This window comes from Methylocystis sp. L43 (assembly GCF_015709525.1).
Classification (GTDB): domain Bacteria; phylum Pseudomonadota; class Alphaproteobacteria; order Rhizobiales; family Beijerinckiaceae; genus Methylocystis.
The window spans coordinates 46,910-63,122 of sequence record NZ_JADNRA010000022.1 but is presented as its reverse complement, the minus strand read 5'-3'; the positions used below and the strand labels follow the sequence as shown (position 1 = coordinate 63,122).

The window sequence follows — 16,213 nt, the reverse complement described above, 5'->3', positions numbered from 1 at the left end:
ATATGCGCGCCTTCATCTGTGGATTAAAGGGCCTCAGGCTTGAGGCCGACGAGCGCGCGTTCCTGCGTGCCGCCGCGCCGTGGGGCGTGATCCTCTTTCGCCGCAATGTCGACGCGCCCGAGCAGATCGGGCGCCTGACCGCCGAAATCCGGGACGCGCTCGGCCGCCATGCGCCCGTTCTGGTTGATCAGGAGGGCGGCCGCGTGCAGCGTCTGGGTCCGCCCCACTGGCGCGCCTATCCGGCCGCCGCGCGCTTTGAGCTGGCGGCGGCCAACGCCGCGCAGGCTGAGCGACTGGCTTGGCTCGGCGCGCGGCTCATCGCCCATGATCTGCGGTCAGTCGGGGTCGATGTCGACTGCCTGCCGGTGCTCGATGCGCCGGCGGAGGATTCCCACAGCATCATCGGCGATCGCGCCTATAGCCGCGATCCGGCGCGCGTCGCCGCGATCGGCCGCGCCGCCGCCGAAGGCTTGATGGCGGGCGGCGTCGCGCCGGTGATGAAGCACATTCCCGGCCACGGACGCGCCCGCGCCGACAGCCATTTGGAGCTGCCGGTGGTCAATGCGCGCCGCGAGGATCTGGAGTCTATTGATTTTGCGCCGTTCAAGGCGAACGCCGATCTGCCGATGGCGATGAGCGCGCATGTCGTTTACACCGCGATCGATCCGACCGCGCCCGGCACGCTCTCGAAGGCGGTGATCGGCGACATCATACGTAGCCATGTCGGCTTTGACGGTCTCTTGATGACCGACGACCTTTCCATGAAGGCGCTTTCGGGGAGCTTTCGCCAGCGCGCCGAGAACGCGATCGGCGCCGGATGCGACATCGTGCTCCACTGCAACGGCGACCTTGCGGAAGCGCGGCCGGTCGCTGAAGGCGCGCCGCTGCTTGAGGGCGCGGCGCTCGCGCGCGCCGAAAAGGCGCTCGAATGTGTGCAGCGGCCTATCGAACCCTTCGATGTCGCGGAGGCGACGCGCGAGTTCGACGCGGCGATGCAGGCGGTGGCGTGAGGACGCCCGATGGCTTCAGTCGCCGAGGCCGCTAATCGTGACGCAGCACATTGCCGATGCCGGCCACCTTTTTCCAAGGAATTTCGGGATGCCGAGTTTTGATCTCATCAGAGAGGTGACGGCTGGCCTCCGAAACGATCTCAATGCCGCGCTCCACAACCCACTGCCTTTGCCAATCCGTCTCGTAGGCGTCGAGCGATAGGTCCGCCATTACGATTTGCACGCGCTCAATCGCTTCGATTATGTCCAACAGACAGAGAGCAGCCGAGCGCGGGTTCATCAAAAGACGCGAAGCGCTGTCGCCTCAATCTGCGGCCTTAGGCGCTTATGCAGGCTGTCGCGCGTCATGATGTCAACGCGGCCGCCGAGAATTCGCGCCGCAAATTCCTTCACGTCCATCAATTCGAAGAGTCCGAAACGGCCTTTTTCGTAGTCGAAAAAGAGGTCGACGTCGGAATGCTCTACCGCTGCGTCGCGCGCAGTTGAACCAAACATATACAAACTCTTGACGCCAAGCTTCTGCAAATCTGCCTGGCGATCAAGCAGTCGATCCAGTGCATCTTTACGTCTCATGCCCTGCATATAACAGTTCGAGGTCTGGTCCTCTAGTATCCGCCGACGCTGAAGCCCGAGCGCACTGCGGATAGTGTGCAACTCGCGGACGTCGGCCGTCGTTGTCTGCTTGAGCTGAGCGTCGAACAGCTCCTTCGACAACCGGAACAGAGGCGGTTGCTCCCCTCAGGGTATTGCCCTGCAGTGGCGGCCCAGCCAGCGATTACAACCCGATCAGCTCCCGATCAGCTGATTAGCGCGGCGATGGAGTTCTTGCCCTTTGTCCGCCTCCAGTGATACTGTGATAATATGAAAAATATCACAGTTTCACTAGACGACGAGCTGTATCGCCGAGCGCGGATAAGAGCGGCGCAGGAGGATACTTCGGTATCCGCGGTGGTGCGCCGTTTCCTGACCGAATTCGCTTCGGAAGGCACGGAGTTCGACCGGCTGAAACGCCAGGAGCAGGAACTCCGCGCGCAAATTCAGGAATTTCGTGCTTCAGATCGGCTCTCGCGTCAGAGCGTTCATGAGAGGCAAACCGGGCAACCAAAGAGGTGACCGGCTTTCTGGACACCAATATTCTCCTCTACTCGATCAGCCGTGATCCGTCTGAGGCGGAAAAACGCGAGCGGTCCATCGCGTTGCTGGATCAGGATGACTGGAGCCTGTCGACGCAGGTTTTGCAGGAGTTCTATGTGCAGGCGACGCGAGCCTCGCGGCCGGACGCCTTACCGCATGACATCGCCGCTGGTCTCGTGCGCGCATGGCAGAGGTTTCAGGTTCAGGACATCACGCTGGCGATCGTCAACGCCGCGCTGGACATCAAATCGCGCTATGGCTTTTCCTATTGGGACGCCGCAATCGTCGCCGCTGCGCAAGCGCAGGGGTGCTCGCGGCTTTATTCCGAAGACCTCTCTCACGGGCAGGTCATCGACAATTTGCAGATTATCGACCCCTTTCGATAGCGGTTCTCTCCTGTGGACCAGCCTTGCCAAAGCACAGGCAGCGCTTGCGATAGCGGGCCATCGGGGCCACTCTCGCGCCGAAACGTTCGGCCACGCCGATTCGCAAACGGAAACAGGCGCAAAGCGGGAATGGCCCAGGAACTGAGCTTCGAGCTGGACGAGCCTCGCGGCGACGCCGAAGAGGCCTTTCTTGTCGATGTCGACGGGTTCGAAGGGCCGCTGGATTTGCTGCTCGAGCTTGCGCGCCGGCAGAAGGTCGACCTCGCCCGCATCTCGATTCTCGCGCTCGCCGAGCAATATCTCGCCTTCATTGAGGCGGCGCGCCGCGTGCGCCTCGAACTCGCCGCCGACTATCTGGTCATGGCGGCCTGGCTCGCCTTCCTGAAGTCGCGGCTGCTGCTGCCTGAGGCGCCAAAGGGAGACGAACCCTCCGCCTCCGATCTCGCCGCCGCCCTGGCGGAGCGCCTGCGCAGGCTGGAGCTCATTCGGCGCGCCGCCGACAGGCTCACCGAGCGCGCGCGGCTGGGGCGCGACATGTTTCTGCGCGGCGGCCCTGAAGGCGTTGAGACGATCTCGCACCCCAAATTTCAGGCGAGCCTCTACGATCTTCTCTCGGCTTACGCCCGGCAACGGCAGAAGACGGCGACGTCGCGGGTGGTGATGCGGCAGCGCGCGGTGTGGTCTTTGGCCGAGGCGCGCGAAGCCCTTGAACGGCTCGTCGGCGTCGCGACGGAATGGACCGTGCTCGACGATTTTTTGCTGCATTACTGTGTGGACATGCAGACGGCGCGCACGGTGCGCGCCTCGGCGTTCACCGCTTCGCTCGAGATGGTGCGGGAGGGGCGATTCGACATCCGTCAGGATCGGCACTTCGCGCCGCTTTGGGTGCGGCGGCGGGCGCCTGAGGAAGCGGAAGAGACTGCGGGCGCGTCTTAGCCCCGGAACTATAGGAGACATCCGGTGGCGCAGGCTGCGGAGAAGATCGAACTTTTTGACGTGAACAGCGACGACGAGCTTGCGCGTCACGAAGCCCGGCTGCGCGAAGCGGAGCGCATCATCGAGGCGCTGCTTTTCGCCTCCGCCGAGCCGCTTGACGAAGCCGAAATGGCGCGCCGCATCGAGGAGGGCGCCGATCTCGAGCGCGTCCTTGAGCGGCTGCGCGCCCATTATGCGGGCCGCGGCGTCAATCTCACCCGCGTCGGCAAGAAGTGGTTTTTCCGCACCGCCGCCGACCTCAATTGGATCCTCGCGCGCGAGCAGGTCGAGGAGAAAAAGCTCTCCCGCGCGGCGCTGGAGACGCTGGCGATCATCGCCTATCACCAGCCGACGACCCGCGCCGAGATCGAAGAGATTCGCGGCGTCGCCATTTCCAAGGGCACGCTCGACGTGCTGCTCGACACCGGCTGGATCAGGCTGCGTGGGCGCCGCAAAGCGCCGGGCAGGCCGATCACCTATGGCACGACCGACGCCTTCCTGATGCATTTCGGGCTTGAGCAGATCGGCGATCTGCCTGGTCTCGACGAACTCAAGGGCGCGGGGCTGTTCGACGGCCGCCTGCCGAAGGGCTTCGGCGTGCCGCAGCCTTCGGACGACGCCGCGTTGCGCGACGATGAGGAGCCGCTTGAAGACGACGCGCCGGAGCTGCTCGACATGGAGTTTCCAGACGAGCCTGAGGCACCGGAGACGCCGGAGGCCGCTGACGACGAGGAGCTTTGACGGCGCCGCCGAGCGGCTCGGTCAAGCGACACGAATTTCCACGTCCCTTAAGGATGTCCGCGGCGTGCATCTGCGCGCCAGCGTCCTTGTTTTTAAGGCGAGGGGCGCATAGTTTCCGGGCAAACGCCGGTCGACCCGGTTTTCTCTTTAGGAAGGATGCGCGCCATGGGCGGTCTGTCGATCTGGCACTGGATCATTGTCGGCGCGGTCGTCTTCATTCTCTTCGGCGGCAAGTTCAAGATTTCCGACGTGATGGGCGACGTGGCCAAGGGCATCAAGGCGTTCAAGAAGGGCATGTCCGAAGACGACGTCGCGGCCGATGATGCTAAGAAGCCGCTCGAAGGCCAGGCCAGCGAGCGCCGCGCTCTGGAGAGCGACAAAGCGGACAGCAAGAAGGTCTAGCGTCGACACCCTCCCCTTGAGGGGGAGGGTCGCGCTGAAGCGCGGGGTGGGGTGAGAGAGAATCCCTGGAACCTCGCTATCGTCACCCCACCCCGAAGCGCTTCGCGCTTCGACCCTCCCCGTCAAGGGGAGGGTGCAAGGCGCCCGAGCAACACGCATGTTCGATCTCGAACCCGGCAAGCTCATTGTCATCGCCATCGTCGCGCTTATTGCGATTCCTTCGAAGGACTTGCCGCGCGTTTTGCGTTCGCTTGGGCAGTTCACCGGAAAGATGCGCCGCATGGCCTCGGAATTTCAGGGACAGTTCATGGAGGCGATGCGCGAGGCGGAGCTCGATGATTTGCGTAAGGAGGTCGGCGAGATGCGGGACGCCGTAAAGGAGAGCGTGAAGCTCGACGGCGCTTTCGATCCGATGGCCGAAGCGCGCAAGCAGATTTCCGGGGCAATCACAGGCGAATCGCCGTCGCACACTCAACGGTCTCCTGAGGCGCCGCCCGCAAGCGTCGATCTCGGGCAGGCCCAAGATCGAGCCGACGTCTCGAATGATGAGGACGCGCCAGTCGCATCCTCCGAGTCGCCGCCTTCGGCCGCTCCTCAGGATGAGGATTCTGGTCTTCCTCCAGAGTCGTCGAAGAAGGCCGCCACATGAACGACGCCGACGAAGCCGAAATCGAGGCCAGCAAGGCGCCGTTGATCGAACATCTGATGGAATTGCGCGAGCGCCTGATCAAGGCGCTGCTCGCGTTTCTCGGGATGTTCGTGCTCTCCTTCTTCTTCGCCAAGGATATCTACAATCTGCTTCTCATTCCCTACACGCAGGTCGCAGGCCCTGAGGCGCGGCTGATCTACACGGCGCCGCAGGAATATTTTTTCACCCAGATCAAGGTCGCGCTGTTTATGGCGGCGTTTTTGTCCTGTCCGATCGTGCTGTCGCAGATTTACGCCTTCGTCGCGCCCGGGCTCTACAAGCATGAGCGCACGGCGTTCCGGCCCTATCTTTTCGCGACGCCGATCTTCTTCGCCTTCGGCGCGCTCGTCGTCTATTTTCTGGTGATGCCCAATCTGCTGCGTTTCTTCATGGGGATGCAGCAAGCGAATGAGCCGGGCAAGGCGCAGATCGAACTGCTGCCGCGCGTCTCCGAATATCTTTCGCTGATCATGACGCTCGTGCTCGCCTTCGGCATCGTGTTTCAACTGCCGGTGGTTTTGACGCTGCTCGGGCAGGTGGGCATCGTGACGTCGGAGTTCTTAAAGGAGAAGCGGCGCTACGCCGTCGTGCTCGTCTTCATCGTCGCGGCGGTTCTGACGCCGCCGGACGTCTTTTCGCAGCTCGCGCTTGCCGTGCCTGGCGTGCTGCTCTACGAGGCGTCGATTTACGCCGTGCGCATGATCGAGAAGAAGCGGGCCGCCGCCCAAGCGGCGGCGAGCGGCGGATCGTAAGCGACATCTCGCCGCTTGACCCTGCTTACCGCTCGCGGGAGAAAGGCGCCCTCGACAAAGCCCCCGCCGTTATGGCCGGGCTTGCCCCGGCCATCCACGCCGAGACTGCGGCTCGTATGAAACGCTGTCGTAGCGGCGTTGCGTGGATGCCCGGCACAAGCCGGGCATGACGCATTTGCAACAGTTCGCCCATTACTCCCCAGCGCCAGCAGGCCGACATGTACGACATCAAATGGATTCGCGAGAACGCTGAAATTTTCGATTCTGGCCGCGCGCGGCGCGGGCTGGAGCCCCTGTCGACGCAGCTTCTCGCCTTTGACGATGCGCGCCGCGCGGCGATCGGCGAATTGCAGCGCGCGCAGGAGCGGCGCAATGCGGCCTCGAAAGAGATCGGCGCGGCGATGAAGGCGGGCGACGCCGCCAGGGCCGAAGCGCTCAAGGCTGAAGTCGCGACGATCAAGGAAAACTGGCCGGCGCTCGAAGAAGCCGAGCGCTTTGCGATCGCCGAACTCGACGCTGCGCTGGCCGCCATTCCCAACACGCCGCTCGATGAAGTGCCGGACGGCGCCGATGAAAACGACAATGTCGAAGTCGCGCGTTGGGGCGAGCCGCGCGTATTCGACTTTACGCCGAAGGAGCATTTCGAAATCGGCGAAGGCCTCGGGCTGATGGATTTCGAGACGGCGGCGAAAATTTCAGGCGCGCGTTTTGTCGTCAACAAAGGCGGGTTGGCGCGATTGGAGCGCGCGCTCGCGCAATTCATGCTCGATCTGCATACCAACGAGCATGACTACATTGAGGTGAGTCCGCCGCTGCTGGTGCGCGACGACGCGATGTTCGGCACGGCGCAATTGCCGAAGTTTCGCGATGATCAGTTTTCAGTGACGGCAGGTCGGCCGCCCGAAGGAAACTCGGGTCCAATCACGTGGGGTCACGAAGAACTGACCTGGGGTAATGAGAAGTTAAGTTGGGGAAGTAATTACTGGCTCATCCCCACGGCCGAAGTGCCTCTCACCAATCTCGTGCGCGAATCCATCCTCGACGAAGCGCAATTGCCGATGCGCATGACCGCCGGCACCTATTGCTTCCGCGCCGAAGCGGGCGCCGCCGGCAAGGACACGCGCGGCATGATCCGCCAGCATCAGTTCTACAAGGTCGAACTCGTGTCGATCACGACGCCGGAAGATTCGCTCGAAGAACATGAGCGCATGACCGGCTGCGCCGAGAAGGTGTTGCAGCTTCTCGAACTACCCTATCGCAAGGTCGTGCTCTGCACCGGCGACATGGGCTTCGCGTCGCAAAAAACCTATGACCTTGAAGTCTGGCTGCCGGGGCAGGGGAAATATCGCGAGATTTCTTCCTGCTCGGTCTGCGGCGACTTCCAGGCGCGGCGCATGAACGCCCGCTACCGGCCAAGTGAAAGCAAGGGGCCGCGTTTCGTCCATACGCTGAACGGTTCCGGCGTCGCGGTCGGCCGCGCCATGGTCGCGGTCTTGGAGAATTACCAACAAGCCGACGGCTCAGTCGACGTTCCGCGCGTCCTTCGGCCTTACATGGGCGGGCTCACGCGCATCCCGAGCTGAACGCCGTCGGTGGACGCAGCGCCCGCGTCTCGCCGGTTCTTCGCAGTAGGGCTCGGGCGACGTCCCAAAAAACGGCGTCCAGCCATAGCCGTAATCGGCGCGCGGCGCATAGCCGTCGCTGAGCAGGTCCCGCGCGGCGACGGGCAGCACCACGGGAGCGGCCAAAAACCCCAACAGGCCAGAGCCGGGCGCGGTCGGCGGCGCGCCGGGGATGACCAGCGGCGCCGGGACATAACCCATGGTCCCGCCATATTGCACCTGGCACCAGCGGCCGCAGCCCAGGACATTGAAGGGAATGTTCGCCGCCATTGTCGTGACCGGCCGCGCATCCGAACTCGGGCTCACGCGCAGCGGCATCACCGCCGCCACATAGGCCTCAAAAGCGGCGGCGCAGCCGGGAGCGGCGCTCATCGTCGCCGCGAGCAAAAGCGCAAGTCGTGAGCGCATCAAAATTCCTCCAGAGAATGAGGCGGACCGATATAGGGTCATTGTGGACGTTCGGCGTCGAATCGTCCAAAGAAACTCGGGCTCCTCAGGCGCCCGCCAGGCGAGGCGAAACCGCTGTAAGCATGCGCATTCTCATCACCAATGACGACGGCATTCACGCGCGCGGCCTCGCCATCGCGGAGGCGATCGCGCGCGAATTCACCGACGATATTTTCGTCATCGCGCCGGAATTCGAGCAATCGGGCGTTTCGCATTCGCTCTCTCTCAACGATCCGCTGCGATTGCGGGAGATTTCGCCGCGCCACTTCGCGCTCAAGGGAACCCCGACCGATTGCGTCATCATGGGCCTGCGCAAGCTGATGCTCGATCATCCGCCCGATCTTCTCATTTCCGGCGTCAACTGCGGCCAGAATGTCGCCGAGGACGTCTCCTATTCCGGCACCATCGCCGGGGCGATGGAGGGCACGATTCTGGGCATTCCGTCGATTGCGCTCTCCCAGGTCTATGATTTTTTTGCAGACCGCCGGACGGTCCACTGGGAATGCGCGGCGAAGCATGGCGTTGAGGTCGTGCGCCGCCTGCTCGCGGCGGGCATCCCGAAGAATGTGTTGATGAACGTGAATTTTCCGCATTGTGCGCCCCAGGACGTCGCGGGCGTCGCGATCACCATGCAGGGCAGGCGCAGCAGCGACATCATGCGGATCGAGGACCGCAAGGACGGCCGCGGCAATCCCTATCACTGGATCACTTTCCAGCGCGGCGACTTCAAGCCGGGGCGGGGCACCGACCTGCTGGCGCTCGAAGAAAAGAAAATTTCGATTACCCCGCTGCAGCTGGATTTCACCGATCACCCGACGGTGACGCGGCTCGCGGCGGCGTTTGAGGACAAGGAATGACCGAGGAGGCCGGCGCGCGCCAGGCCAGCCAACAATTCGAGGAGCGCGCGGCGCTGCTGCTGACCTTGCGTCAGGCGGGGCTGCGCGATCTTTCGGTCTTGCGCGCGATCGAGGCGACCCCGCGGGAGGCGTTCGCGCCCTACCGCTTTCGCGATCTCGCGAACCGCAATCTCTCATTGCCGATCGGCTGCGGGCAGACCATGTCGCGACCGGTCGAACTTGCCAGACGACTCGAGGCGCTCAAGATCGGCCGCGGCCATCGGGTGCTGGAGGTCGGGGCGGGGTCGGGCTATGGCGCGGCGGCGCTAGGGCAGCTCGCGAACGAGGTCATAAGTCTCGAGCGGTTCGAGACGCTCGCGATCGAAGCCTCGCGCCGCTTGACGGCCCACGGCGCGGCAAACGCCAAGGCGATTTTCGCCGACGGCCTTGATCCGCCTCGCGAGCTTGGACGCTTCGATAGAATCATCGTCCAGGCCTCGGTCGGCGCCGCGCCTGCAGCGCTCATCCAGATGCTTACGCCCGGCGGCGCGTTGCTCTTCGCCCGCAGGGAGCACGCGCCGGCTGGCGCGCGGGCGAAGGAACGATTGATTAAGCTTGATCGCAATGAGGACGGCGAACTGCGGGAGACCGATCTTGGCCCGTGTCGCCTGGGTCCGGCGATCCCCGGACTGGCGCAGGCGCTCTAAAACACCGTGACCGAATGCTGATAATTTTCACGGCCGCGCGCGCTTTGCGTTCATCTTAAACGCCTCCTTAACCGCCGCGCTGTTACCCATAAAGCCGTTCAATGTTGCGTTCGGGTGGGTCGCGTCATGGTTACCAAGCATCATATTGCTTATTCCCGCGCCGCAGTGCGGTTCCTGGCGGCCGTTGGCGTCGCCGCCCTTGTCGCCGGCTGCTCCGACGCCTCCCGCTTCGGAGGCGATCCCTTCACTGACCCCTTCTCAGGCTCGGCCAAGACCGCCTCGCTCGGCGTCGATCGGGCGCCGGTTGGCGCGATCACTGACGCGCCTGCGCAGAGGGCGCCGTCGTCGGCGGTAGAATCTCGGCCGCTGCCAGCCCCCGGGCCCAGCGCGTCCGCTCCGAGCGGAAGCGCTTCGACCGCGCGGACCTCTGCGCCAGCGACGCAGCCGGCGCCGACTCGCGCTGCGGCCGCCGGCGCCAGCGGCCACTGGAGCGCGGAAGGCGGCACGCCGATCGTTGTCGCCCAGGGCGAGACTGCGGCGTTGCTCTCCACCCGCTACGGCGTGCCCACCGACGCGCTGCTGCGCGCAAACGGCTTCAACGTCGCGTCCCAGGTTCAGCCGGGCTCTCGTCTGGTGATCCCCGTCTATCGCGCCGGCGGCGCTCCCGTCGTGGCGGCGCGCCCGCCCGCCGGTCCGGCCAAAGCGGCAGCCGTTGTCCCAGCCGCGACCAAGTCGATCGCTGCGAAGCCCGCGCCCCTGGGGAAGCCCGTGGCCGCCGCGAAGCCGGCCGAGCAGGCGAAGCCGGTGCGCAAATCCGAAGTAGAACCGGCGAAGGCCAAACCGGCTGAGAAGACGAAGACCGTCGCCAAGGCCGCGCCGGAGAAGACAAAAGCGGAGGCGCGCATCGCCGCCGCAACGCCGGCGCGCCCCGTCAAAACCGAGCGGATCGCGCGGGGGCCGTCTCCCGAGTCGTCCGAAGCTGAGCCCAAGATCGCCGACGCGCGCAGCAAGCCCGTTGTCGCCGAATCCCCGGCGGAAACGGCGAGCGCTCGCAAGGTCGATACGACCGCGACCGCCTCCATTCCGTCAGCGACTGACGCGAAAGCGGTGGCTTCCGACGAGGGTCGGCCCGAGTTCCGCTGGCCCGCGCGCGGCCGCATCATTCAGGGCTTCGCATCGGGCGGCAACGACGGCATCAACATCTCCGTGCCCGAAGGAACGCAGGTCAAGGCGGCGGAAGGCGGCGTCGTCGCCTACGCCGGCAGTGAGCTCAAGGGCTACGGCAATCTCGTGCTCATTCGGCATCCCAACGGCTTCGTTTCGGCCTACGCCCACAATGGCGAACTCGACGTCAAGCGCGGCGATCAGGTCAAGCGCGGTCAGACGATCGCCAAATCCGGCCAGTCGGGCAATGTCGGCTCGCCGCAGCTTCACTTCGAACTGCGTAAGGGGTCGACGCCCGTCGATCCCACGCGCTACCTGGCGGGCTTGTAGGCGTCGACGCAAGGAACGCTCCGGCGTCCGCGAGACACGAAGGCGCTGGAGACTTCGGGGCGGCGGGTCCAAAGAAAGGCCCGCCGCTCTCGTCTTTTGATGCCTCACGGCCGACCAAAATGCTATATGGCGCGGGTCATAACCGGAGGATCCCGCGCCAGTGAAGCATCGTCTCGCTTTCGTTTTCCTGCTTGCCGCCACGCCGGCTTTCGCGGTTGATCCAACCGGCGTCCCGCAGTGCGACGCGCTGCTCAAGCGCTATGAGGCCTGCTCGGGACAACTGCCGCCTTCTCAGGTCCATGCTGCGCAAAAGGAGCTGCTCGATGGCGCGGTCGGCATTCGCTCCGCGGCGACCGATCCAGCGAAACGGCCGGATCTCGAACGCTACTGCGCCGATCGGTTCGAGTTGATGAAGCGGGCCAGCGACATCAAGGACTGCATGTCGAAGCCATGAGCGCTGCGCGGGCGTCGATGTAATCTTTGCCCCGCATTTCCATCAGTCGAGAGGCCGCGCGCTCGAATTCGCGCGCCTCGGCGCCAAAGCCCACGCAGTAGAGTTGGGAAGGCTCCGCCGCAGCGGAAACGACCAGGAGGACGCGCGCCTCGTAAAGGACATCGATCAGCGTGATGAAGCGGCGCGCTTCATTCCGTTGTTCAGGCGCCATCGCTGGAACGTCTTCGACGATCACTGCGTCGAACCTCTCCGCGATCGCCATATAGTCCGCCGCCGACAGCGGTTGACCGCACAGCGCCGCGAAGCTCAGACGTGCGACGCGGCCCGCGGTCTGCGGAATCTCGATGCGGCGTCGCTTGATTTCGATTGTCGCGGTCGTTTCCGCCGCGCCGCCGGCGAGCGTCGCATAGAGCGCGTCAATCGCCGATCTCGCGTAAGAGTCGGCGGGCGTGAAATAGACCTGCCCGAGATCTTCGCGCCGCTGCCGATAGTCATTCGGCGCGTCGAGACGCAGGATGTCCATTCTCTCCTGCAGCATGGCGATGAAGGGCAGGAACAGATCGCGATTGCGGCCGCCTTCGTAAAGCCGCGAAGGCTCGACGTTGGACGTCGCGACAATAACGACCCCCGACGCGAGCAGCGACGAAAACAGCCGTGCGACGATTGAGGCGTCGGCGATATCGTGCACGGCGAACTCATCGAAGCAGAGCACACGGGTTTCCTGCGCGATTTGCTGCGCCACGCAGCTCACTGGATCGGCGTCGCTATTATGGGGCTTCTGCCGCAGCCGATGCAGCCGATCGTGCACATCCGCCATGAAGGCGTGAAAATGTGCGCGCCGCTTCTTTTCGATCGGAAGCGCGCCGAAGAACAGGTTCATCAAAAAGGTTTTGCCGCGCCCGACCGATCCCCAGAGGTAGAGGCCGCGCGCCGGCCGCGCTCGAGGGCGAAAGGTCGCGAGGAGCGCTTGCGTCACACTGGCGCTTTTCGGCCTGCGGCCTGCGAGAGCGTCGGCGAGCGCTTGTAGCCTCTCGATCGCTGCGCGCTGCGACGCGTCGCGCTCCAGCGCGCCTTTCGCGACGAGCGCGTCATATTCGTCGATGATGGTCTGCGCGCGCGAAATCATGCGCGCCGCATCCTGCCGCACGCCTCAGCGAGGGCGCCAGGGCGGAGTTCGCAATAGAGCAGGCGCTCCGGGTCCACGGGACCGGGCATCGTGATTTTGCCCCGCGGCACAGGCGCGAATCCCAGCCGCGCATAATAGTCCTCGTCGCCGACGAGCAGGACGAGCCCATGTCCGGCGCCGCGCGCGGCGTCCAGCGAATATTTAACGAGCGTCTCGCCGACGCGCTGCTGGCGAAACGCCGGCTCCACCGTCAGCGGTCCAAGCAAAAGCGCTGGCGATGACCCGACGAGGATGGGCGTCATGCGGTTCGCGCCCACAAGCAGCGTCCCGATCCGTGCGACAAAGGACAGCGAACGGTCGGGCTCGACGCCTTCGCGCAAGCGATAGGCCGTGCGCGCATACCGGCCCGGACCGAACGCGCGTTCGTCGAGCTTTTCGATATGCGCGTCGTCTGCGGCCGTCAGCGGCGCAAATTTTACGGCGAGATCGATCATGTTGTGGCTTGACCCTGGGCGCAGGCCATATCACGCGCCGTCTGCGCGGCAAAACCTCTCGTTGCGCCGCGACAAGCACTCATGCGACGCTATGGGCGGAGAGAGGCCAATGGCGAAGTATCGCGTGCGCCGGGCGAGCATTGAGGACGCCCGATCCATCGCCGAAATTCACGCCAAGGCCTGGCGGGAGACCTACCTTGGAGTGATGCGCGCCGAGGCGCTGGCGTCCATCGATCTCGACGATTGGACGCAGCGCTGGCGGGAGCGGATCGGCTCGAGCGAAGGCGCTCAGGCGGTGTTCGTCGCCTGCGAGGGCGTGACGCCGGTGGGGTTCGCCCGCTGCAGTCGCCTGTCGAATTCAAAGCTCGTTCCACTTGGCTTCGAGGGCGAGATTGCGTCGATTTACCTGCTGCAACGGGCCCAGCGCCGAGGATTAGGCAGGCGCCTGGTGGAGCGGCTCGCAGAGCATCTGATTTCCGCCGGCTGTGCGAGCGCCGCCGTTTGGGTCTTGCGCGACTCGCCGAAGGCGCGCGGCTTTTATGAAGCGCTTGGCGCGGAGCCTGTCGGCGTCGAGGGCGTGTGGGACATTGAAGGCGTCGTCCTCCCCGACGTCGCTTATGGCTGGCGCGATCTGCACGCCTTGTACGCTCGAGCCGGCGCCGTCACGCATTCACCAATAGGGTGAAACAGGCGTGTTCTCCAGCGCCTCGGACAGTCGCGCCCGCGTCCCTGCGGTCGTATCCGCCGGCAGAGCGTCGAGCGCGAAGAAGTCCGCTTCTGCGATCTCGCGATCAGGGGCGCGCGGCTGCGTGAGGCGGAACGCGCGCACGACGTAAAGCGCGACGTGGTCCCGCATCGAGAACCGCCGATTGAAATACATGCCGAACAGTTCTGGCGGCGCATCGAGCAAGACATTCGCCTCCTCGCTCAGCTCGCGCTCAAGCGCCTCGACAAGCGTTTCGCCGCTTTCGACGCCGCCGCCCGGCAAGTAAAAGCCCTCCACATAGGTATGCCGGACAAGCAGCACGCGGTTTCGTTCATCAACGACGAGGCCGCGCACGCCCAGGGTCATGGGACGCTGAAAGCGTGCGCTAAAAGCGATGAGCCGCGACGCAAAGCGCGTGCGCCTCGACGGCGCCGCGCGCGCTTCTTCAGGCTTCTTCAAAACCGCCTCCGATCAGCGAAACTATGGCAAATGACGCCTGAAAGCTCTAGTGTCGCTGACCCATTCCGATGAAGAAAGCGCCGCGCGCGCAACATGCCGTCAGAGAGGATTCTTGAACTTCCGGCTCGCCCATCTTTCCGACGCGCATATCGGCCCGATTCCTCGGCCCAATCTCGCGGAGCTCCTTGGCAAGCGCGTCACGGGCTATGTGAATTGGCTTTATAAGCGCGGCGATCAGCACGATATGGGCGTGCTCGCCAAGATCGTCGCCGACATCAAGGCGCAGGCGCCCGACCATGTCGTCATGACCGGCGACATCGTCAACATCGGGCTTCCGGGCGAAATCGCGCTCGCCAAAGACTGGCTCGCCTCTCTCGGCGCCCCAGGCGACGTGAGCTTCACGCCCGGAAATCACGACGCTTATGTGGCGAGCGTGACCGGTCTCGTTCGGGAGGTTTTCGCGCCTTGGACGAGCAGCGAGGGCGAAGTCGCGGGCTTTCCCTATTTGCGCCGGCGCGGCGGCGTCGCGCTGATCGGTCTCGACACCGGCGTGCCGACGGCGCCTTTCGTCGCTTCCGGGCGGCTCGGAGCGACTCAGCTGGCGGCGCTCGCGGATCTGCTGGAACGCGCCAAGGCGGAGGGACTTGCGCGCGTCGTTTGCCTTCATCACCCGCCGCATGTCGGCGGCGCCAGGCGGCTGCGGGGGCTCGAAGACGCGGCGGCGTTCGAAAGCGTCATCGCCCGGCATGGCGCCGAGCTCATTCTGCATGGGCATAATCACAAGCCGAGTCTGCATCATCTGTCTGGACCCGGCGCCGGGACGCCTGTCGTCGGCGTCGCCTCGGCTTCGGCGCGTCCCGGCGGGCATTATCCGGGCGCCGCCTATAATCTTTACCAGATCGAGCGCGAAGCTGACGGACTCCGTATCGTTATGCGCACACGAGGGCTGGACGACACAGGCGAGGTGGTCGACTTAGTATCACGCGAGCTTTTGAAGTGATCAACTTCTATTGTGACGAAAGCATTCGGGAAAACGGCGGTTTTATTGTAGGGGCATACGTTTATTCGGAGTGTGATCTCACCCCGATAATTCGTGCTGCAATCCGCGGGGAGGGTTTCGACCCGGTTGCGACGGAATATAAGAGCAGCGCAAAGATGGCGGGAAATGAACAAAACATTCGATTGCGCGCCGCAGTCGGGGCGGTAGTATTCGAGCATTGTAAGTGTGGATTCGTTGTCATCCCAACAGACCGACGAGATTCCTTAGGCTCAGAAATATTTAAAGCATTAGCAATCACCGTTGAATCTTGCCGAATATCAGGACGTTTCAATGTTTTTTTTTGATAATGAATTGACTGTCGATCGGGAGCTGATGAGGATCCACGCCGATCGCTTTGTTTGTCACCTTGGGCAAGACTCAGTGGAGTGTGCTGGCGTACAAGCTGCCGACTATTGCGCCCACCTGATGGGCACAATGCTTCTCGAAGAAATGGGCTTGTTCAGAAAATCGGTCGCCGTCGACGAAGATAGCGGATACCCCGCCGGGCTAGCGATCGAAATTGGGTTCGAGCTATGGGCACGCTTGCGCCATTCTTTCTTTTTGGGACACAAAAGTGATCAGCACGATCAAGAAAACGATCTGATCGAGTCAGCGAGTTTCGAAATGATAGGCTTTGGTTTGCATCTAAGCGAATTATGTCCGCGCAAATTATTAGAAGCCGCCCAAAGGCGTTTTGGGAAAGTTTATCTTGGCTGCATTCATTGAATTAGATGAGTTCCA

22 protein-coding genes are annotated in these 16,213 nt (G+C 63.7%); 16 read left to right on the top strand and 6 right to left on the bottom strand.

From position 1 onward, the window contains the following. The first annotated feature begins 2 nt into the window (after nucleotides 1–2). Nucleotides 3–1,010, top strand: a complete 1,008-nt coding sequence (gene nagZ, locus IYX23_RS05535) for a beta-N-acetylhexosaminidase (protein ID WP_196392179.1) — start codon at nucleotides 3–5, stop codon at nucleotides 1,008–1,010. A gap of 31 nt (nucleotides 1,011–1,041) precedes the next feature. Here the strand turns inward: nagZ and IYX23_RS05530 are convergent, their stop codons facing one another. Then, nucleotides 1,042–1,290, bottom strand: a complete 249-nt coding sequence (locus tag IYX23_RS05530; RefSeq protein WP_196392180.1) for a HepT-like ribonuclease domain-containing protein — start codon at nucleotides 1,288–1,290, stop codon at nucleotides 1,042–1,044. Further along, on the bottom strand, nucleotides 1,290–1,583 hold the full coding sequence (locus tag IYX23_RS05525; protein WP_196392181.1) for a nucleotidyltransferase domain-containing protein: 294 nt from the start codon (nucleotides 1,581–1,583) through the stop codon (nucleotides 1,290–1,292). Before IYX23_RS05525 ends, IYX23_RS05530 begins: the two co-directional genes overlap by 1 nt. Nucleotides 1,584–1,871: 288 nt before the next feature. Between IYX23_RS05525 and IYX23_RS05520 the strand changes: the two genes are divergently transcribed. From IYX23_RS05520 to serS, 8 genes are all read left to right on the top strand, one after another. Beyond that, entirely contained in the window at nucleotides 1,872–2,123 is a 252-nt protein-coding gene (locus IYX23_RS05520; protein ID WP_196392182.1) for a hypothetical protein, read from the top strand. Continuing rightward, nucleotides 2,120–2,530, top strand: coding sequence for a PIN domain-containing protein (locus IYX23_RS05515; protein WP_124738358.1), 411 nt, complete (start codon nucleotides 2,120–2,122; stop codon nucleotides 2,528–2,530). The genes IYX23_RS05520 and IYX23_RS05515 overlap by 4 nt, the downstream gene beginning before the upstream one ends. A gap of 129 nt (nucleotides 2,531–2,659) precedes the next feature. Continuing rightward, entirely contained in the window at nucleotides 2,660–3,466 is an 807-nt protein-coding gene (locus IYX23_RS05510) for a ScpA family protein (protein WP_196392183.1), read from the top strand. A gap of 24 nt (nucleotides 3,467–3,490) precedes the next feature. Beyond that, nucleotides 3,491–4,246: an SMC-Scp complex subunit ScpB gene (gene scpB, locus IYX23_RS05505; RefSeq protein ID WP_196392184.1), complete on the top strand. Its 756-nt coding sequence runs from the start codon at nucleotides 3,491–3,493 to the stop codon at nucleotides 4,244–4,246. Nucleotides 4,247–4,411: 165 nt separating this feature from the next. Beyond that, the gene (locus IYX23_RS05500; RefSeq protein WP_196392185.1) at nucleotides 4,412–4,648 is read left to right on the top strand and encodes a twin-arginine translocase TatA/TatE family subunit; all 237 of its coding nucleotides are present in this window, start codon (nucleotides 4,412–4,414) and stop codon (nucleotides 4,646–4,648) included. 157 nt (nucleotides 4,649–4,805) lie between these two features. Further along, nucleotides 4,806–5,297 carry a preprotein translocase subunit TatA gene (locus tag IYX23_RS05495; RefSeq protein ID WP_196392186.1) on the top strand — a complete coding sequence of 164 codons (492 nt, stop codon included), beginning with the start codon at nucleotides 4,806–4,808 and terminating at the stop codon, nucleotides 5,295–5,297. Then, entirely contained in the window at nucleotides 5,294–6,088 is a 795-nt protein-coding gene (gene tatC / locus IYX23_RS05490) for a twin-arginine translocase subunit TatC (RefSeq protein ID WP_196392187.1), read from the top strand. Before IYX23_RS05495 ends, tatC begins: the two co-directional genes overlap by 4 nt. A 218-nt stretch (nucleotides 6,089–6,306) precedes the next feature. Then, the gene (gene serS, locus IYX23_RS05485) at nucleotides 6,307–7,671 is read left to right on the top strand and encodes a serine--tRNA ligase (protein WP_196392188.1); all 1,365 of its coding nucleotides are present in this window, start codon (nucleotides 6,307–6,309) and stop codon (nucleotides 7,669–7,671) included. On the opposite strand, the gene IYX23_RS05480 is transcribed toward serS, so the two are convergent. Continuing rightward, nucleotides 7,609–8,118, bottom strand: a complete 510-nt coding sequence (locus IYX23_RS05480) for an SH3 domain-containing protein (protein WP_196392189.1) — start codon at nucleotides 8,116–8,118, stop codon at nucleotides 7,609–7,611. The two genes, serS and IYX23_RS05480, sit on opposite strands and share 63 nt — an antisense overlap. 122 nt (nucleotides 8,119–8,240) lie before the next feature. On the opposite strand from IYX23_RS05480, the gene surE reads away from it, so the two are divergent. The 4 genes from surE (at nucleotide 8,241) to IYX23_RS05460 (ending at nucleotide 11,648) form a co-directional block, all read left to right on the top strand. Further along, a complete protein-coding gene (surE, locus tag IYX23_RS05475) occupies nucleotides 8,241–9,014 on the top strand; it encodes a 5'/3'-nucleotidase SurE (RefSeq protein ID WP_196392190.1) in 774 nt (257 codons plus the stop codon). Further along, complete coding sequence (locus IYX23_RS05470) at nucleotides 9,011–9,700, top strand: protein-L-isoaspartate(D-aspartate) O-methyltransferase (RefSeq protein ID WP_196392191.1); 690 nt, start codon at nucleotides 9,011–9,013, stop codon at nucleotides 9,698–9,700. The genes surE and IYX23_RS05470 overlap by 4 nt, the downstream gene beginning before the upstream one ends. A 126-nt stretch (nucleotides 9,701–9,826) precedes the next feature. Further along, on the top strand, nucleotides 9,827–11,194 hold the full coding sequence (locus IYX23_RS20460; protein WP_196392192.1) for a peptidoglycan DD-metalloendopeptidase family protein: 1,368 nt from the start codon (nucleotides 9,827–9,829) through the stop codon (nucleotides 11,192–11,194). 160 nt (nucleotides 11,195–11,354) lie between these two features. Beyond that, the gene (locus IYX23_RS05460) at nucleotides 11,355–11,648 is read left to right on the top strand and encodes a hypothetical protein (protein WP_041926724.1); all 294 of its coding nucleotides are present in this window, start codon (nucleotides 11,355–11,357) and stop codon (nucleotides 11,646–11,648) included. Here the strand turns inward: IYX23_RS05460 and zapE are convergent. Together zapE and IYX23_RS05450 are read right to left on the bottom strand one after the other, a co-directional pair. Next, a complete protein-coding gene (gene zapE / locus IYX23_RS05455; protein ID WP_196392193.1) occupies nucleotides 11,623–12,774 on the bottom strand; it encodes a cell division protein ZapE in 1,152 nt (383 codons plus the stop codon). The genes IYX23_RS05460 and zapE overlap by 26 nt on opposite strands. Further along, nucleotides 12,771–13,268, bottom strand: coding sequence for an N-acetyltransferase (locus IYX23_RS05450; protein WP_196392194.1), 498 nt, complete (start codon nucleotides 13,266–13,268; stop codon nucleotides 12,771–12,773). The genes zapE and IYX23_RS05450 overlap by 4 nt, the downstream gene beginning before the upstream one ends. Nucleotides 13,269–13,377: 109 nt before the next feature. On the opposite strand from IYX23_RS05450, the gene IYX23_RS05445 reads away from it, so the two are divergent. Continuing rightward, nucleotides 13,378–13,953, top strand: coding sequence for a GNAT family N-acetyltransferase (locus IYX23_RS05445; protein ID WP_196392195.1), 576 nt, complete (start codon nucleotides 13,378–13,380; stop codon nucleotides 13,951–13,953). On the opposite strand, the gene IYX23_RS05440 is transcribed toward IYX23_RS05445, so the two are convergent. Further along, nucleotides 13,939–14,433 carry an NUDIX domain-containing protein gene (locus tag IYX23_RS05440; protein WP_246716506.1) on the bottom strand — a complete coding sequence of 165 codons (495 nt, stop codon included), beginning with the start codon at nucleotides 14,431–14,433 and terminating at the stop codon, nucleotides 13,939–13,941. The genes IYX23_RS05445 and IYX23_RS05440 overlap by 15 nt on opposite strands. Before the next feature lie 112 nt (nucleotides 14,434–14,545). On the opposite strand from IYX23_RS05440, the gene IYX23_RS05435 reads away from it, so the two are divergent. Continuing rightward, nucleotides 14,546–15,433, top strand: coding sequence for a metallophosphoesterase (locus IYX23_RS05435; protein WP_196392196.1), 888 nt, complete (start codon nucleotides 14,546–14,548; stop codon nucleotides 15,431–15,433). A 330-nt stretch (nucleotides 15,434–15,763) separates the two neighbouring features. Then, nucleotides 15,764–16,198: a hypothetical protein gene (locus IYX23_RS05430; RefSeq protein ID WP_196392197.1), complete on the top strand. Its 435-nt coding sequence runs from the start codon at nucleotides 15,764–15,766 to the stop codon at nucleotides 16,196–16,198. The last annotated feature ends 15 nt before the right edge of the window (nucleotides 16,199–16,213 follow it).

Coding starts and splice junctions, on each gene's coding strand:
- tatC (WP_196392187.1), top strand. CDS start 5,294: ATGAACGACGCCGACGAAGCCGAAATCGAGGCCAGCAAGGCGCCGTTG.
- IYX23_RS05495 (WP_196392186.1), top strand. CDS start 4,806: ATGTTCGATCTCGAACCCGGCAAGCTCATTGTCATCGCCATCGTCGCG.
- IYX23_RS05510 (WP_196392183.1), top strand. CDS start 2,660: ATGGCCCAGGAACTGAGCTTCGAGCTGGACGAGCCTCGCGGCGACGCC.
- surE (WP_196392190.1), top strand. CDS start 8,241: ATGCGCATTCTCATCACCAATGACGACGGCATTCACGCGCGCGGCCTC.
- IYX23_RS05480 (WP_196392189.1), bottom strand. CDS start 8,118: ATGCGCTCACGACTTGCGCTTTTGCTCGCGGCGACGATGAGCGCCGCT.
- IYX23_RS05470 (WP_196392191.1), top strand. CDS start 9,011: ATGACCGAGGAGGCCGGCGCGCGCCAGGCCAGCCAACAATTCGAGGAG.
- IYX23_RS05445 (WP_196392195.1), top strand. CDS start 13,378: ATGGCGAAGTATCGCGTGCGCCGGGCGAGCATTGAGGACGCCCGATCC.
- serS (WP_196392188.1), top strand. CDS start 6,307: ATGTACGACATCAAATGGATTCGCGAGAACGCTGAAATTTTCGATTCT.
- IYX23_RS05500 (WP_196392185.1), top strand. CDS start 4,412: ATGGGCGGTCTGTCGATCTGGCACTGGATCATTGTCGGCGCGGTCGTC.
- IYX23_RS05520 (WP_196392182.1), top strand. CDS start 1,872: ATGAAAAATATCACAGTTTCACTAGACGACGAGCTGTATCGCCGAGCG.
- IYX23_RS05525 (WP_196392181.1), bottom strand. CDS start 1,583: ATGAGACGTAAAGATGCACTGGATCGACTGCTTGATCGCCAGGCAGAT.
- IYX23_RS20460 (WP_196392192.1), top strand. CDS start 9,827: ATGGTTACCAAGCATCATATTGCTTATTCCCGCGCCGCAGTGCGGTTC.
- IYX23_RS05530 (WP_196392180.1), bottom strand. CDS start 1,290: ATGAACCCGCGCTCGGCTGCTCTCTGTCTGTTGGACATAATCGAAGCG.
- IYX23_RS05450 (WP_196392194.1), bottom strand. CDS start 13,268: ATGATCGATCTCGCCGTAAAATTTGCGCCGCTGACGGCCGCAGACGAC.
- nagZ (WP_196392179.1), top strand. CDS start 3: ATGCGCGCCTTCATCTGTGGATTAAAGGGCCTCAGGCTTGAGGCCGAC.
- IYX23_RS05430 (WP_196392197.1), top strand. CDS start 15,764: ATGTTTTTTTTTGATAATGAATTGACTGTCGATCGGGAGCTGATGAGG.
- zapE (WP_196392193.1), bottom strand. CDS start 12,774: ATGATTTCGCGCGCGCAGACCATCATCGACGAATATGACGCGCTCGTC.